Origin of the sequence: Sediminivirga luteola, from assembly GCF_014639315.1 — a bacterium.
In the GTDB taxonomy this organism is placed as follows: Bacteria; Actinomycetota; Actinomycetes; order Actinomycetales; family Brevibacteriaceae; genus Sediminivirga; species Sediminivirga luteola.
This window is the reverse complement of the sequence record NZ_BMFY01000002.1, coordinates 35,016-49,977: the sequence shown is the minus strand read 5'-3', so window position 1 is coordinate 49,977 and position 14,962 is coordinate 35,016. Positions and strand designations below refer to the sequence as shown.

The 14,962-nt window shown below is 68.9% G+C and carries 12 protein-coding genes and 1 tRNA gene; 4 read left to right on the top strand and 9 right to left on the bottom strand.

From position 1 onward, the window contains the following. Positions 1–98: 98 nt before the first annotated feature. A complete protein-coding gene (locus tag IEW13_RS02035) occupies positions 99–3,557 on the top strand; it encodes an ExeM/NucH family extracellular endonuclease (protein ID WP_188549264.1) in 3,459 nt (1,152 codons plus the stop codon). 83 nt (positions 3,558–3,640) lie between these two features. Here the strand turns inward: IEW13_RS02035 and IEW13_RS02030 are convergent, their stop codons facing one another. From IEW13_RS02030 to IEW13_RS02020, 3 genes are all read right to left on the bottom strand, one after another. After that, the gene (locus tag IEW13_RS02030; protein WP_268235162.1) at positions 3,641–3,895 is read right to left on the bottom strand and encodes a helix-turn-helix domain-containing protein; all 255 of its coding nucleotides are present in this window, start codon (positions 3,893–3,895) and stop codon (positions 3,641–3,643) included. A gap of 1 nt (position 3,896) precedes the next feature. Beyond that, a complete protein-coding gene (locus IEW13_RS02025; protein ID WP_188549262.1) occupies positions 3,897–4,529 on the bottom strand; it encodes a hypothetical protein in 633 nt (210 codons plus the stop codon). A gap of 168 nt (positions 4,530–4,697) precedes the next feature. After that, positions 4,698–4,770, bottom strand: a tRNA-Arg gene (locus tag IEW13_RS02020). Positions 4,771–5,134: 364 nt separating this feature from the next. Here IEW13_RS02020 and IEW13_RS02015 point away from each other — a divergent pair. Further along, the gene (locus IEW13_RS02015; RefSeq protein WP_188549261.1) at positions 5,135–6,955 is read left to right on the top strand and encodes a phosphoenolpyruvate carboxykinase (GTP); all 1,821 of its coding nucleotides are present in this window, start codon (positions 5,135–5,137) and stop codon (positions 6,953–6,955) included. 226 nt (positions 6,956–7,181) lie between these two features. Here the strand turns inward: IEW13_RS02015 and IEW13_RS02010 are convergent, their stop codons facing one another. The 4 genes from IEW13_RS02010 to IEW13_RS01995 form a co-directional block, all read right to left on the bottom strand. Next, positions 7,182–7,712 (bottom strand): YbhB/YbcL family Raf kinase inhibitor-like protein, encoded by a 531-nt coding sequence (locus IEW13_RS02010; RefSeq protein ID WP_188549260.1) that lies wholly within the window; start codon positions 7,710–7,712, stop codon positions 7,182–7,184. A 35-nt stretch (positions 7,713–7,747) separates the two neighbouring features. Further along, positions 7,748–9,316, bottom strand: a complete 1,569-nt coding sequence (locus IEW13_RS02005; protein WP_373283529.1) for a GMC family oxidoreductase — start codon at positions 9,314–9,316, stop codon at positions 7,748–7,750. After that, the gene (locus tag IEW13_RS02000) at positions 9,313–9,891 is read right to left on the bottom strand and encodes a hypothetical protein (protein WP_229744874.1); all 579 of its coding nucleotides are present in this window, start codon (positions 9,889–9,891) and stop codon (positions 9,313–9,315) included. Before IEW13_RS02000 ends, IEW13_RS02005 begins: the two co-directional genes overlap by 4 nt. A gap of 88 nt (positions 9,892–9,979) precedes the next feature. Continuing rightward, positions 9,980–11,014 carry an NAD(P)-dependent alcohol dehydrogenase gene (locus IEW13_RS01995; protein WP_229744873.1) on the bottom strand — a complete coding sequence of 345 codons (1,035 nt, stop codon included), beginning with the start codon at positions 11,012–11,014 and terminating at the stop codon, positions 9,980–9,982. A 158-nt stretch (positions 11,015–11,172) separates the two neighbouring features. Between IEW13_RS01995 and IEW13_RS01990 the strand changes: the two genes are divergently transcribed. Next, entirely contained in the window at positions 11,173–12,015 is an 843-nt protein-coding gene (locus IEW13_RS01990; RefSeq protein WP_188549259.1) for an IclR family transcriptional regulator, read from the top strand. A gap of 99 nt (positions 12,016–12,114) precedes the next feature. Further along, positions 12,115–12,219 (top strand): SDR family oxidoreductase, encoded by a 105-nt coding sequence (locus tag IEW13_RS01985; RefSeq protein ID WP_268235166.1) that lies wholly within the window; start codon positions 12,115–12,117, stop codon positions 12,217–12,219. Between the two features lie 10 nt (positions 12,220–12,229). Here the strand turns inward: IEW13_RS01985 and IEW13_RS01980 are convergent, their stop codons facing one another. Together IEW13_RS01980 and IEW13_RS01975 are read right to left on the bottom strand one after the other, a co-directional pair. Then, entirely contained in the window at positions 12,230–12,877 is a 648-nt protein-coding gene (locus IEW13_RS01980; RefSeq protein ID WP_188549258.1) for a TetR/AcrR family transcriptional regulator, read from the bottom strand. 13 nt (positions 12,878–12,890) lie between these two features. After that, complete coding sequence (locus tag IEW13_RS01975) at positions 12,891–14,960, bottom strand: CocE/NonD family hydrolase (protein WP_229744871.1); 2,070 nt, start codon at positions 14,958–14,960, stop codon at positions 12,891–12,893. Positions 14,961–14,962 lie beyond the last annotated feature (2 nt).

Sequence of the window (14,962 nt, the reverse complement as noted above, 5' to 3'; positions counted from 1 at the left end):
GGGCGTTCGCGCGCTGTTCAACTGAAGGCCACCTGTTCCCAGGGAGCCTTGCGTTACGCTCTAGTCACCCATCCGTGCCTGACTTCAGGAGTGCTCCCATGCCCGGATCCATCCCCCAGGGTACGGGCGGCGTGCCGCCGCGTACCCGCAAGCCCATTCTCACCGCGGGTGCCGCCGCAGCCGCGACCGTCCTCGCCGTCGGATTCGCCCCCGCGGCCACCGCCGCCACCGTCCCGGATCTGCCCGACCCGGCCGCGATCACCGAGATCGGCTACACCCTCCCGGCGGACTTCATCGAGGTCGCTGCTGACCCCGGCACCGACCTGTCCGGCTGGACGGTCGGCTCGGTGACTCGCGGCGGCAGCGTGCAGGCCGCGGACTACCTGGTCACCTTGCCCGAGGGCACACAGGTCGGTGAGTCCGGCGCCCTCGCGGTCGAGGTGCAGATCACCAACAGCGTGAACAGCGGTGCCGCCGCCGACGGTTCGTATGGCGCGAGCGCTTTCGTCATCGACGCCGAAGGTACGCTCCACGACTTCCAGCAGATCGGCGGCGTTGCCGGCGGCCGCGGCGTCACTGGTGCTGCCGGCGGTCAGACCCCAGCGGCGGTCGTCGGAGTGGAGGCGAGCCCGACGGGTGCCGTCGCCGCCTCCGGGGAGAGCATCCAGCTCGTCGACGGCAGCTGGACCTCGGCGGCTCCGACCCCCGGCACGCTGCCCGGCGGACCCGGCGCCGAACCGACTGAGCCGCCGGTCGAGCCCGGCGAGGTCACCGCCATCGCGGAGATCCAGGGCACCGGGGAGGAGAGCCCCCTGCAGGGCCAGACCGTCACCACCCGCGGCGTGGTCACCGCCGCCTACCCCACGGGCGGGCTGAACGGGTACTTCATCCAGACGCCCGGCACGGGCGGCGAGGAGGAGCGGGAGGCCTCCGACGGCATCTTCGTGTACTCCTCGGCCACGGTGAACGACGTGCAGACCGGCCAATACGTCGAGGTCACCGGTCAGGTCTCGGAGTACTACGGGCAGACTCAGATCACCGTCGCCGCCGGCGGCGCGAGCGTCCTGGACGAGGCCGTCGAAGCACCCAAGCCCGTCGCCTCGTTCCCGCTGACCGATGAAGAGCGGGAGGCGCTGGAGGGCATGCTGCTGCAGCCGGAGGACGTCTTCACCGTCAGCGACAACTACCAGGCGAACCAGTACGGTGAGCTGCTCCTGGCCCTCGGCGAGGAGCCGCTGCGCCAGCCGACCGATGTGGCCCCGCCGCTCTCGGACGAGGCCCTCGCCGTCGAGGCGGAGAACGCCGAGCGCGAGGTCATTCTGGACGATGGCAGCAGCTGGAACTACATGAACAACAGCCAGGCGCAGGGCACGCCGTTTCCGTACCTGTACCCGGAAGCTTCCCCGCGGGTCGGCGCGCAGGTGTCCTTCACCTCGCCGGTCGTCCTCGGCTACGGCTTCGACGCCTGGCGGTTCCAGCCGCTCGAGCAGCTGACCGGGGACAATGCGGAGGCAGCGCAGCCGGTGCTGATCGAGGACACCCGTCAGGACGCGCCGCTGGAGGTGCCGGGGCGGATCACTCTGGCCAGCTTCAACGTGCTGAACTACTTCATCACCACAGGCGATCAGCTGGACGGCTGCCAGTACTACAACGACCGCGAAGGCAATCCGGTCACGGTCCGCGGCGGCTGCGATGCCCGCGGCGCGGCGAACGCGGAGAGCTTCGAGCGGCAGCAGGCGAAGATCGTCGAGGCCATCAACCGCATGGACACCTCGGTGCTGTCGCTGGAGGAGATCGAGAACTCCAGCCGCTTCGATCTGGACCGCGATGCCGCGCTGGCGCAGCTGGTCGAGGCGCTCAACGAGCACGCCGGTGAGGAGAGGTGGGATTACATCCGCTCGCCGGAGCAACTGCCGGAGAACGACGATGTCATCCGCACCGCCTTCATCTACCAGCCCGCGGAGGTCGCTCCCCTCGGAGACTCGGCGGCGCAGATCGACGACGCCTTCCACAACGCGCGGGCCCCGCTCGCGCAGGCCTTCGCCCCGCTGGACGCCTCGGGGGAGCCGGAGGAGGAGAACGCGTTCCTGGCCATCGTGAACCACTTCAAGTCCAAGGGTTCCGGCTCGGGTCCGGGCAATGAGGACACCGGTGACGGCCAGGGCGCCTCGAACGCGGACCGCGTCGCGCAGGCGACCGCGCTGGTGTCCTTCGCCGAGGAGCTGCGCGAGGAGCTGGGGACTGAGAGCGTCTATCTGCTGGGTGACTTCAACTCCTACACGGAGGAAGACCCGATGCAGGTGTTCTACGAGGCCGGTTACCACAACATCGGCCAGGAGCTCACGGACAAGTCCACCTACGTGTTCAGCGGACGCACCGGGAGCCTGGACCACATCCTGGCGCTGGAGGGCCCTGCCCGGGACGCGGTGCAGGGAGCCGATATCTGGCAGATCAACTCGGTGGAGGCCGTCGCCTACGAGTACAGCCGGTACAACTACAACGTCGCCGAGCTGTACGCACCGGATCCGTTCCGCGCCTCGGACCACGATCCGCTCATCGTGGGCCTGTTCGACGGCACGGAACCGGGACCGTCCCCTGAGCCGACGGAGCCGGAGCCGACCACCCCGGCACCCACGGAGCCGGAACCCACCACGGACCCGACGGAGCCGGAGCCCACCACGGACCCGACCGAACCGGAACCGACGACCCCGGCACCCACGGAGCCGGAGCCGACCACCCCGGCACCGACCGAGCCCACGACGGATCCGACTGAGCCCGAGCCGACGACGGATCCGACTGAGCCCGGTACCGGTATCCAGGTGGATGTCACCTCCGGTCATCCCGGTGACCCGATCACCGTCACCGGACTGGAGGAGTACGAAGGTGAAGAGCTCCGCGGCCAGTTCAACTCCGACCCGGTCGACCTGGGCACCGCCACGGTGGACGGGGGTGCGGTGAGGTTCACCGTCCCGGAGATCGACGCCGGTGAGCACACGTTCACGGTGTTCCAGGGTGAGACAGTGGTGTTCTCCACGCCGTTCGAGGTCCTCGCCGATGACGCCCCGGCCGAGCCGGCGTTGAGCGTGGCACCGGAGCGGGTCACTCCGGAGGCGTTCGTGGATCCGGAGCAGGGCGTGAGGGCCACCGCGAGCGGGTTCACCGCCGGTGAGAGCGTGACGTTCACCGTGGTCCCTGACGGCAGCGACGTCACGGGCCTGTCTGAGACGGTTGAAGTGAATGCTGAGGGTGTGGCGGAGTTCGTGATCTATGGGGACAACCCGGCCAACCCTGCCGTGTATGTGGGTAGCTACACCGTGGGTGTGGAAGGCACGGATCTGTCGGCGTCGTTCGAGGTCGCAGAGGACGCCGATCCGGGTCAGCCCGGCTCCGGCGACGGTGACGGCGGTTCTGGCTCCGGCGGTGATAACGGTTCCGGTGGCGGTGGGGGTAGTAGCCTGCCGCGGACTGGTGCCGAGCTGGCTGGTCTGGGCGCGGGCTTGGCGCTGATCGCAGCCGGCGCAGCAGCCCTGTGCGTCAGCCGCCGTCAGAACGGTTGACCGGCAAGCACTAGCACAAGGATGTGGGGCGTCTCGCGTATGCGGGGCGCCCCGCTTCCATGCCCGCGTGCTCTCGCCGCGCCTCAGTCGTGGCCTGGCACGTCAGCCACGGCCTCCATCGTGAACAGGTCGCCGGGTTGGCAGTCGAGCGCCTGGCACAGGGCGACGAGGGTGGTGTAACGCACGGCCTTCGCGCGGTTGTTCTTCAGCACCGAGAGATTCGCCAGGCTGACGCCGACCTGCGAGGAGAGCTCGGTCAGGGTCATGCCTCTTCGTTGCAGCAGTTCGTCTAGATGGCAGACGATTCTCGCGTGCGGCGCGGGGCTGGAGGGTGACACCTCAGATGACCCCTTCCAGCTCGTCGTGGGCCTTCTTCCCGGAGACGAACGCGCGGCGCACGACCTCGACGGCACCTAGGATCGCCAGCGCCGTGAAGATGTCCAGCGTGGACACGCTGTTGTTCACGTGTTCGGCGAGGCCCAGATCCCGGGTCGCCAGATTGCTGCCCAGGAGGAGCAGCCCGCCGTGGAGCATGAGCGTGGAGCCCCCAACCCAGAAGATGCGGCCGAGGTCGATGATGGGCTGGTCGGCGAAGGCCCGGCCCTCGGCGACGCGGTTCAGTACGCGCCCTGCCCACCAGGAGCAGATGATGAGCCCGAGGACGAGGATGATCTTGGCCGCGATCAGCATGCCGATGGTGACGCCGGCCAGGTCGCCGAACGGAATGCTGAGTTCCGCCATGCCCCGTAGGGGGACTGCCGTGCCCTCGGTAAGGGCGCTGGCGGCTGCGTCATCGGTGAAGTCGAGCGTGACATCCAGTTCCCGGTGCCTGACGGCCCGGACGATGCTGCCGAGGACGTCGCCGGCAAGGAATACCGCGGGGAGGAGGACGAGGTACTCGCCGCCCGCGCCCGCACCCTTTGCGCGAGGCTTGCCGGTGCCACTACGTGCGGGATCTGTGCTGGGACTCATGTTCGCCTCCGGACTTATCGTTAGTCAATATATCGTTTTTCGATACTGTATCGAAAAACGATAAGTGTCAAGAGGCTGAGTCGCTGAAGCGGACGGCCGCGGGCCTGAGGCGCGGTATAAGAAACCGGCCCTGCCAGCTTGTGTGCTGGTCAGGGCCGGTTTCTGCTGCGCGCCATGAGGGATTCGAACCCCCAACCTTCTGATCCGTAGTCAGATGCTCTATCCGTTGAGCTAATGGCGCCGGCGGAGCTTCCTCCACGACTCAACGAGTCTACACACATCCGTAGGCGATGCCAAACCCTCGCCGGGTGCCGCACGAGTACTGAGCTGCCCATCGGGGGGAGGGGGGCGCTTGGTGCGGTTGGTCCGGCTCTTCCCCCGCCTATGACTCAGTCGATCACAGAGTTCTGACTGTTTTGTTCATTGTCATGGCAAAATCAATCAGACATATGACCTTAAAGCGGCTGTCGTGACCTAACTGTGATCTACCGCACAGGCTCTTTGCGCCTCATCCCCGACCAGAGCGGCAGGCAACCCTCCTAGCCTGAATAACACCCCCGGGAGCGCTCACCGTCCCGGACGTCCGGCAACCACAGGAGTTCTCAATGACCGTCGTCGAAACCGATCTGCTCAGCTCAGCTCCGACGTCGAACCGCAGGATCCTGGATTTCGTCCAGTCGATCGCGACGCTCACCGCCCCCGAGCGGGTGCACTGGGTGACCGGCACCGCCGAGGAGAAGCGCAGCCTGGCAGCCGAGCTGGTGGAAGCCGGTACGCTCAAGCCTCTGGCGAAGAAGCCCAACTCCTACTATGCCGCCTCTGATCCGGACGACGTCGCGCGAGTGGAAGACCGCACCTTCATCTGCAGCGAGCGCGAGGAAGACGCGGGGCCGCTCAACAACTGGGTGGACCCGGGGGAGATGAAGCGGACGCTGTCCGAGCTGTTCGCCGGGTCCATGGCCGGCCGGACCATGTACGTCATTCCCTTCGTGATGGGCCACGCCGACGCCAAGGACCCCAAGTTCGGGATCGAGGTCACCGACTCCCCGTATGTCGTCCTCTCGATGCTGATCATGGCTCGTGCCGGACAGCACATCCTGGACCGCATGGGTGAGCTGGACGCTGAGTTCGTCGAGTGCGTGCACTCCGTCGGCGCGCCTCTGGCGCCGGGTGAGGACGATGTGCCGTGGCCGTGCAACACCACCAAGTACATCTCCCACTTCCCGGAGGAACGGTCCATCTGGTCCTACGGCTCGGGGTACGGCGGCAACGCGCTCCTGGGCAAGAAGTGCTACGCCCTCCGGATCGCCTCCGCCATCGCCCGTGACGAGGGCTGGCTGGCCGAGCACATGCTCATCCTCAAGCTGACCAGCCCGGAAGGCGAGGTCAAGTACGTCGCCGCCGCCTTCCCCTCGGCATGCGGCAAGACCAACCTGGCCATGATCAAGCCCACCCTGCCCGGCTGGAAAGCCGAGACCCTGGGTGACGACATCGCCTGGATGCGATTCGGCGAGGACGGACGTCTGTACGCGGTCAACCCGGAGGCCGGCCTGTTCGGTGTGGCCCCCGGTACCGGCCGCCACACCAATCCCGTCGCGATGGAGGCCATCGAGGCCGGCAACAGCATCTTCACGAACGTGGCGCTCACCGACGACGGCGATGTCTGGTGGGAGGGAATGACCGAGGAGGAGCCCGCCCATCTGACCGACTGGCGCGGTGACGACTGGACGCCGGAGTCGGAGAGGCCGGCTGCGCACCCGAACTCCCGTTTCTGCACGCCGATGGAGAACGTGCCGACTCTGGCGGAGGAGTGGCAGAACCCCGACGGCGTTCCGATCGACGCGATCCTCTTCGGCGGCCGCCGCAAGACCACCATGCCGCTCGTCACCCAGACCTTCGACTGGGCGCACGGCGTCTTCATGGGTTCGGTGCTTTCCTCGGAGACCACCGCCGCGGCTACCGGTCAGGTGGGCGTGGTCCGTCGCGACCCGATGGCGATGCGCCCCTTCATCGGCTACAACGTCGGCGACTACTTCCAGCATTGGCTGAACATCGGCGCCACCCGCGGAGCGAAGCTCCCGGCGATCTTCTACGTCAACTGGTTCCGCCGCGCGGAGGACAAGAGCTTCCTCTGGCCGGGATTCTCCGAGAACAGCCGGGTGCTGAAGTGGATCGTGGACCGGCTCTCCGGGCGTGCCACCGGCACCGAGACCGCCATCGGCATTTCCCCGGCACCGGGCGAGCTGGACATCGAGGGCCTGGGTATCACCGAGGAACAGGTGGCCAACGCGCTCGCGGTACGCCCTGAGGAATGGGCTGCCGAGCTGGAGGACATCGAGGACTGGTACCGGGAGCTCGGGGACCACGTGCCCGCGGAGCTGAAGGATCAGGTGAGCAGGCTGCGTTCGCGCCTGGGACTCGCCTGACCCGAGCCGATCCCTTCCGCTCCCCGTGTGATCCCCGCCGAGACGAGGCGGCCGGTCTCCCTAGAGCCAGGAGGACCGACCGCCTTCGCACGAGAGGCGCACCGCGTCGATGACGCGCGGTCTCTCACGAAGGGCCCTGCCGCTTACGAGCCCGCGGCAGGGCCCTTCGCCTTGTGCACGGCACCCGGCACGGGCATTCGGCGTGGCGCGAGAGCCGGCGGGAGCGTCAGTGCGCTTCCCACCACGGCGCGAGCACGGCGCGGGCCAGCGTGTGGCCGGAAGCATTGAACATGAGGAACGCCGGAGTGGCGTCGCGGGACACGCCCAGGTCGTCGACGTCGAGCGCGTGGACCGCGGTCCAGTACGTGTGCCGGCCGTGTCCTGCCGGGGGAGCGGCTCCCAGGTACCGGGCGAGTCCCGCGTCGTTCCGCAGCTGCCAGGCGCCCGGCGGCAGCAGGGAGCCGTTCTCGTCTCCGGCGCCCCGGGGCAGCTCGGTCACGGATGAGGGGATCCCGGCCACCGCCCAGTGCCAGAACCCGCTGGCCGTGGGCGCATCGGGGTCATAGACCGTGACCAGGAAGCTCTTCGTGCCGGACGGGAACCCGGACCAGCTCAGCTGCGGGCTGGTGTCGGTGCCGCCGGCGCCGAAGATCCCGCTCACCTGCCCGGACGGCAGCTGAGCGGCGTCCGAGATGTCCTCGCTGTTCAGCGTGAACGATGGCACCCGGGCAATGGAGTCGTAGGGATTGCCGGACATGTTTCCTCCTCGAAGATTGGGGCGCGGGCGCGCCCTCAGAGTTCCCGGGTGCGCAACTGGTCTGCGATCCTCTCGGCCTGCCGGATCGCCAGGGCGACGATCGTCAGGGTCGGGTTCGCCGCTGCTCCCGTGGTGAAGACCGAACCATCGCCGATGAAGAGATTCGGCACATCGTGCGCGCGTCCCCACCGGTCCACGACGCCGTCCTCGGGCCGCTCGCTCATCCGCGCCGTGCCCAGGTTGTGGGTCGACGGGTACGGCGGCGTCCGGTGCGCGCTCAGCGCCCCCACCGCCTCGTAGAGCAACTCCGCCTGGGCGTAGGCGTGCTCGCGCATCGCTGCGTCGTTCGGATGATCGTCGAAATGCACATTGGGCACCGGCAGCCCGTTCTCGTCCTTGACCGTCGTATTGAGCGTGACCCGATTGGACTCCTGTGGCATGTCCTCGCCGACGATCCACAGCCCGGCGGTCTGGGCGTAGGCGTCGAGCAGCCGGGTGTAGTCCGGGCCCCAGGAGCCCGGATCCACGAACGCGGCCAGGAATGCCGGGCCCAGCGAGAGAGTCTCCAGGAAGTAGCCGCCGACGAACCCCCGGTCCGGATCGTGCCGGGACTCATCGGCGATCACCCCCGCCATGGTCTCACCGCGGTACATCCGTACCGGTTTGTCGAACGCGGCGTACACCGAGCCCGTGGTGTGGCGCATGTAGTTGCGGCCCACCTGCCCGGAGGAGTTCGCCAGGCCGTCCGGGAACGCGGCGGTGGCCGAGAGCAGCAGCAACCGGGGCGTCTCGATCGCGTTGCAGGCCACGATCACCACGCGCGCGGCCTGCCGGTGCAGGGTGCCGTTCTCGTCCAGGTACAACACCGCATCGGCGCGGCCGCTGGAATCGTGGGTGATCTGGACGGCCTGCGAGAGCGGCCGCAGATCCAGCAGACCGGTGCTCTCGGCGCGGGGGATCTCCCGGACGAGGGTCGACCATTTGGACCGGTTCTTATCGCCCTGGAAGTTGAATCCGTCTTGGATGGAGGCGGGGCGGCCGTCGTACTCCTCGGCATTGGTGGCGTAAGGGCCGGTCGCGTAGTGCTTGTACCCGATCCGCTCAGCCCCTGCGGCGAAGACCTTGTAGTTGTTGTTGGCCGGCAGCGGAGGACGGCCGTGGACGTGCGTAGAACCCATGGCCCGTTCGGCGCGGTCGTAATAGGGTTCCAGCTCGGCCAGCGTCAGCGGCCAGTCGAGCAGATTCGCCCCCTCCACCCGCCCGTAGACGCTGCGCGTGGCGAACTCGTGGGCCTTGAACCGGGGTGTCGCGCCCGACCAATGGGTCGTGGTGCCTCCGACGGCCTTGACGATCCACGCCGGCAGATTCGGGAAGTCCCGCGCGATCCGCCAGGACCCGCTCGTGGTGCGCGGATCCAGCCATGCCATCTGGTTGAACGCCTCCCACTCGTTGTTGACGTAGTCCTCGTTGCGCAGATACGGGCCCGCCTCCAGCACGACGACCGGGATGCCCTTCGCCGTGAGCTCGTAGGCCAGGGTTCCCCCGCCGGCACCGGAGCCGATGATGACGACGGTCTCCTCGTTCTGGTCCTGGGATGCCATCATTTCCTCGCCTCCCGTCCCTGGGCGCTCGTCGCGCCGGGCTGGTTCCCCGGCACCGCCTGCGTCGTGATGGTCCAGCTGGTGGGAACCGGAGCGCCCGGAGCGATCTCCTCCAGTACCTCGCCGGGCAGGTAGTCGATGCGCGGTTCCGGCAGCCAGTCCAGATCGTCGAAGCCGCGGTGCACGTACCCGCCCTTGTCGAAGGAGGGGCCCTCGTAGCCGAGGGTCTCCCAGACTTCCTCGTCGTCGTAGAGGTTCAGCACCGTGGTCCGCCGGATGAACCCGAAGAAGTCGGTGGACTCCACCCGTCGCAGGACGCGAAGTGCCTGCTCATCGGGCAGGTCCCGGAAGTCGCCTCCCGCCAGCTGACCGAGCGAGAGCAGGCCCTGGGTGAGCTGCACGCGGAACCAGGTGGACTCCTGCGCCTCGTCGAGGATTTTGTCGGCCGTACGTTCGTAGGGCCCGTCCGGGAAGGACTCGTGAGGGAACGCCACTCGGATCACCCGGATCAGCACGGACCTCGCCTCATCGGTGAGCTCGGTGGCATTGAGGGATGGGTATTTGGCTGGGAACACCATCTGATGAGCTCCTTTGCTCGTCGTGATCGGAATCTGCGCGAAAACCTGCTCAGCTGCCGTCGCCTCCGGCGGGCACGCGGCGGCCAGGTCAGGGGATGAGGATGCCGCGGCCGCGGATGCGCCCCGCGGCCAGGTCCGCCATCGCGTCGCCGGCGGCTTCCAGCGGATACGTCTGCGTGTGGAGACGCACGCGGCCGTCGGCGGTCAGGGCCATGAGCTCGACCAGGTCCTGGTACGTGCCCACCAGGTTCCCGATGACGTCGATCTCGCGGGAGATGATCTCGATGGTCGGCAGGCGCACCTCGCCGCCGTAGCCGATCACGTAGTGCTGGCCGCGACCCCGGATCATCCGCGGTGCCAGCAGCTCCGCGCCCTGCTCGCCGACGAAGTCGAACGCGACGTGCGCCCCGCCGCCGGTGATGTCCAGCGCCTCCCGCACCGTGGTCTCATCATCGCCGGCCAGCACCGTGTGGTGCGCGCCCAGCTTGCGGGCGAGCGCGAGTGCCTCCTCGGAGCGGTCCACGACCGTGATCCGGGCGGCGGTGATCGCCGTGAGCGCCTGGACGCCGATGTGCCCCAGGCCGCCGGCGCCGATGACGACGGCGTGGGTGCCCGGGACGAGCCGGGCGGCGGCTTTCCGGACCGCGTGATAGGCGGTCAGACCGGCATCGGCCAGGGCGGCGACGTCCCGGGGTTCGAGGCCTTCGCCGAGGGGCACGATCGCCCGGGCGTTCGTGCGCATCCGCTCGGCCATCCCGCCATCGGCGTTGATGCCGGGGAACGAGGCGTTCTCGCAGTGCGAGTCCTCGCCCACGCGGCAGGGCGGGCATAGGCCGCACGAGGTCAGCGGATGCAGGATCACCGCGTCCCCCGGCGCCACGGTCGTGACGGCGGAACCGACCTCGCGGACCCAGCCGGCGTTCTCATGCCCCAGCGTGTAGGGCAGCCGGGGATGCTGGATGGGTTCCCACTGGCCTTCGATGATGTGCAGATCGGTCCGGCACAGGCCCGCCGCGCCGATGTCGACGATGACGTCCCAGGGACCCTGGAGGGCCGGCTCCGGGACCGATTCGTACCGCGGCGGCTCCTGATAGGCGTGTACGCGGACGGCTTTCACGTTCATCCTCCTCGTCGAGGTCCCCGTCGCGCTGATCCGGCCGGGCCGGCCGCGCGGTGATGGGCCCACGCTAGGACCGGAGCCCGCACGCCGGACAGGGCTGTTCTCGTCCTGCGAGAATCGAGCCTTGACGGTGCTCGGTGCTCGGGGCCAGGATCGGGAACATGAGCACCGCGGCTTATCGCCCGGATCAGCGTGGATCCGGCGAGACGGGGTGGAGGACGACCGCGCGCGAGGAGGGCGTCGCGACGCTGCAGCGAGCCTTCGCCGTACTCGAGGAGGTCTCGGCATCCGGCAGCATCAGCGCCAGGGAACTCTCGGAACGGCTGTCGATTCCGCTGCCGAGCGTCTACCGTCTGCTGAACGAACTGGTCGCCGCCGGTTATCTGGTCCATCTGCGCGCCGAGCACAGCTTCGAGCTCGGTCACAAGGTGTTCGGTCTCGGTCTCTCCCTGCAGAGGCGCATCGTGGCGCCCTCGCCCGTGCGCCGGGTGATCGACGAACTCCACCGGACACTGGGCATGGCCGCGTACTTCGCCGTGTACCGGGGACTGGACGTCGTGCTGACGTATCTGTCGGACTGCCCTTCGCACCCGCGTCTGACGCCGCTGCGCTTCGGTTTCCACGAGGCCGCGCACGCGACGGCGTTCGGCAAGATCATGCTCGGGGGCATGTCCGCGCCTGAACGGGACGCCTATTTCGAGGGGCACAGCCTGCGGCCGCTCACGCCGCGCACCATCACCGAGCGGGAGACCCTGGAAGCGCATCTGCTCGACGTCGCCACGCGCGGCCTCGCGTGGGAACAGGAGGAGTTCGTGCCGGGGCAGACCTGCGCGGCCGTGGGCGTGCGCAACGGGTCTGGCCTCGTGATCGGCTCGGTCGCGGTGAGCATGCCGGCCCGGAACGCCGAGGACAGGCCGCGGCAGGTGGAATCGTGCCTCCGCGAGTACGCCGGGCACGCCAGCCGCTATCTCCGCTCGGGAAGCACCCAGCTCGGTTCTCCATGACGCCCGCCTGCCCGTTCTCGCCCGGCGAGAACGGGGTCTTCTCCTGTTGCTGCGCCGCGCGTAGGTTCTCCCTCACCTGTACACACCAGTCAAGGAGGACTGACGGAGGACGTGGCCCAGCTGGTCTCGTTCCTTGCCTCACCGGACTCCGACTACATCACCGGCCAGACGATCCTGGTGGACGGCGGCATCCAGTTCTCCTGAGCACGCGCCCTTAGATCTCGCAGCGCAGCAGGGCGCCGGCGAATTCGAGCATCCAGGCCAGCGCCTTCTCCGAGCTCAGTCCCGGCACCTGCTGGGCGCGCTGCATGCCGACGCCGTCGGAATACGCGGCCAGCTTCACCGCGGTCTCCCGCGCGGGAACGTCGGCGAAGACGCCTTCCGCGGTGCCCTGCTCGATCAGTTCGGTGCAGCAGTCCTCCCACACCCGGATCTGCTGGGCGTAGGTCTGGGCGATCTCCGGCCGGCGTCCCACGGCTCCCCAGTAGTCGGCCCAGATCTGCCAGTGCTCTCGCACCGGCTCGGAATCGGCGAACATCGGCGCCATCAGAGCCCGCAGCCCGGCTCGCGGATCCGAGGCCGCCCGGGCCTCGGCGACCACCCGTGAGTAGAAGCCGTGGCTCTCGCTCGTGACCACCTCTCGCAGGATCTCGTCGACGCCGCCGAAATGGTATGTCACGGTGCCGACCGAGACCTCCGCCTCGCGGGCGATGTCCCGCAACGAGGTCGCGGCCAGCCCGCGCCGGAGCATCACCGCCCGCGCTGCCGCGACGATCTGCCGCCGTCTGGCCTCGGGCGCCAGGCGTCGGCGCGCCGGCGGAACGCTCTCCTGCCGCCGCTCGATGGGAGGCAGCGCTGTCATCGCCGGCCTCCCTTTAGGCCGAGGTGCGCGGCACCCGCGCCTCGAAGCTGCGGTTGGCCACCTCGACCTGCTCGCCATCGCCGTCCTGGGCCGTGGCCGCCACCCAGTTCCGCACCACGAAATCCCCGTCCTCGGCGGTGATCAGCGAGCGGGTGCGGATCTCGGCCCGCCAGGGGCGCGCCGCCGCGCCACCGGGCTTCTGATTGCTGAGCACCAGGGTCCACTGCGACTCCGCCGATGCGGACTGGGGATCGTCCTCCCGGATCCGGTAGACCTCCCTGGCCGACTCGGTGAACTCCAGGCCGTCCGGGTACACCCGGCTGCCGCCGTACCCGGGGTCGACGCTCAGCATCGTCTCCCCGCTGGCGACGTCCACCTGGACCATCCGCTCGGGAAGTTCCGGCGCATCGGGCATCTCCGGGGTCCCGATCGTGATCGGGCGGACGTGCCGGGCCGGTTCGAACGAGACTTCCTGCTCTTGCCGGCCCTCGTAGAGCGGGAGGTGAAGCGTGCTCGCGGCCGGGTCCAGCTCCAGCCCGGAACGCCCGGCATGCGGCCACACCCAGGGCCAGTACTGATCGGAGACGGCCACCCGCAGCCGGTGACCGGGCGCCACCCGGTACCCGGCCGAGACCAGCCGGACCGTGACGTCCTCCCACTGACCCGGCACCATCTCATCGGCGCGATCCATCCCATGGCGTTTGGTCAGATTGAGCACCCCGCGGGTGATGAGCGCGCTGGAACCGTCCGGCGCGACATCGCACAGCCGGACGATGACGTGCGCCCGCGGTGAGAACGAGCGCAGGCGCAGCCTGACCTCCGGAGACCCCAGGACGTTCAGGCCGTCCCCGCCTACCGGCAGATCGACGCAGCGGGACCGGCCGTCCTCGGCGCGCTGGTCCGGCGGCAGGTCAGTCGCGTTCCCGAACGGGAAGAACCGTCCGGCGTCCTGTCCCGTCGCCAGCGGCGCCCGCAGCAGCACCGTGCTGGGATCGCCGGCCTCGCCCAGGCCCGTGAGCGGGAAGCGTGTCGTCTCCGGGGCTCGCCGCCATTCCGGGATGCCGGCCCACCGCCCGGCGCGCTCGGCGTAGTAGGTGGCCGGGGGCTCGGACTCGCCGATCCACACCCGCAGATCGGGATCCTGCTCCACTCCGGTGTCCTCGTCCTTCAGCCAGCGGTCCCACCAGCGGAGTGTCTCGCCGAGGAAGTCGATCCCCGGTCCCGGCGCCAGGCCCCTGTCGGGGTACTGATGCGACCAGGGTCCCAGCAGCGCCTTGCGCGGTCCCGGCAGGTTCTCCAGCAGCCGGAAGACGGTGTCGTGATACGGATCGGCCCAACCGCCGACCGCCAGCACGGCGGCGGAGATCCCCGGATAGTTCTCGCAGGCACTGCCGCGCCGCCAGTAATCGTCCCGCTCCTGATGGGAGAGCCAGACCGGGGCGAGTGGTTCTTGCTTCTCCAGCCGCTCACGCCAGATCTCCAGCCAGGACTCGCCCACCACCTCGGGCCTGGGCGGGCGTGAGGCAAAGGCGAGCATGGTCCCGGCCCACGCGGCCATGTCGATGCCCAGCACGGCACCGCCCATGTAGTGGACGTCGTTGTCGTAGCGGTCGTCGGTGGAGCAGACGGTCACGATGGCGTCCAGGCCCTCGACGCCGCGCTCGGCCAGCTGCAGGGAGTTGAAGCCGCCCCAGGAGATGCCGAACATGCCGACCCGGCCGGTGCTCCACGGCTGGGCGGCCAGCCAGCGGATGACCTCTTCGCCGTCATTGAGCTCGGCGGCGGAGTACTCGTCCTCGAACAGGCCCTCCGAGCTGCCGGTGCCCCGGATGTCCACCCGCACGGACACATAGCCGTGGGCGGCGTAGAACGGGTGCCGCTCGGAGTCGCGCACGCTGGTCCAGTCGTCCAGGCGGTACGGCAGGTACTCCAGCAGGACCGGCGCGGGCGCGGTGTCGATATCGGCGGGCATCCACGCCCGCGCGTGCAGGCGGACGCCGTCGGGCATCGGGATCCAGAGATCCCGGACGAGATGGGAACCGGGGTCGAGGTCGATGATCCGGGCGCCGTCGGCGGGGCTCACGA

Excerpts from the sequence above, each read along its gene's own strand:
- IEW13_RS02035 (WP_188549264.1), top strand. The coding sequence starts at position 99 with ATGCCCGGATCCATCCCCCAGGGTACGGGCGGCGTGCCGCCGCGTACC.
- IEW13_RS02025 (WP_188549262.1), bottom strand. The coding sequence starts at position 4,529 with ATGAGTCCCAGCACAGATCCCGCACGTAGTGGCACCGGCAAGCCTCGC.
- IEW13_RS02015 (WP_188549261.1), top strand. The coding sequence starts at position 5,135 with ATGACCGTCGTCGAAACCGATCTGCTCAGCTCAGCTCCGACGTCGAAC.
- IEW13_RS02010 (WP_188549260.1), bottom strand. The coding sequence starts at position 7,712 with ATGTCCGGCAATCCCTACGACTCCATTGCCCGGGTGCCATCGTTCACG.
- IEW13_RS02005 (WP_373283529.1), bottom strand. The coding sequence starts at position 9,316 with ATGATGGCATCCCAGGACCAGAACGAGGAGACCGTCGTCATCATCGGC.
- IEW13_RS02000 (WP_229744874.1), bottom strand. The coding sequence starts at position 9,891 with ATGGTGTTCCCAGCCAAATACCCATCCCTCAATGCCACCGAGCTCACC.
- IEW13_RS01995 (WP_229744873.1), bottom strand. The coding sequence starts at position 11,014 with ATGAACGTGAAAGCCGTCCGCGTACACGCCTATCAGGAGCCGCCGCGG.
- IEW13_RS01990 (WP_188549259.1), top strand. The coding sequence starts at position 11,173 with ATGAGCACCGCGGCTTATCGCCCGGATCAGCGTGGATCCGGCGAGACG.
- IEW13_RS01980 (WP_188549258.1), bottom strand. The coding sequence starts at position 12,877 with ATGACAGCGCTGCCTCCCATCGAGCGGCGGCAGGAGAGCGTTCCGCCG.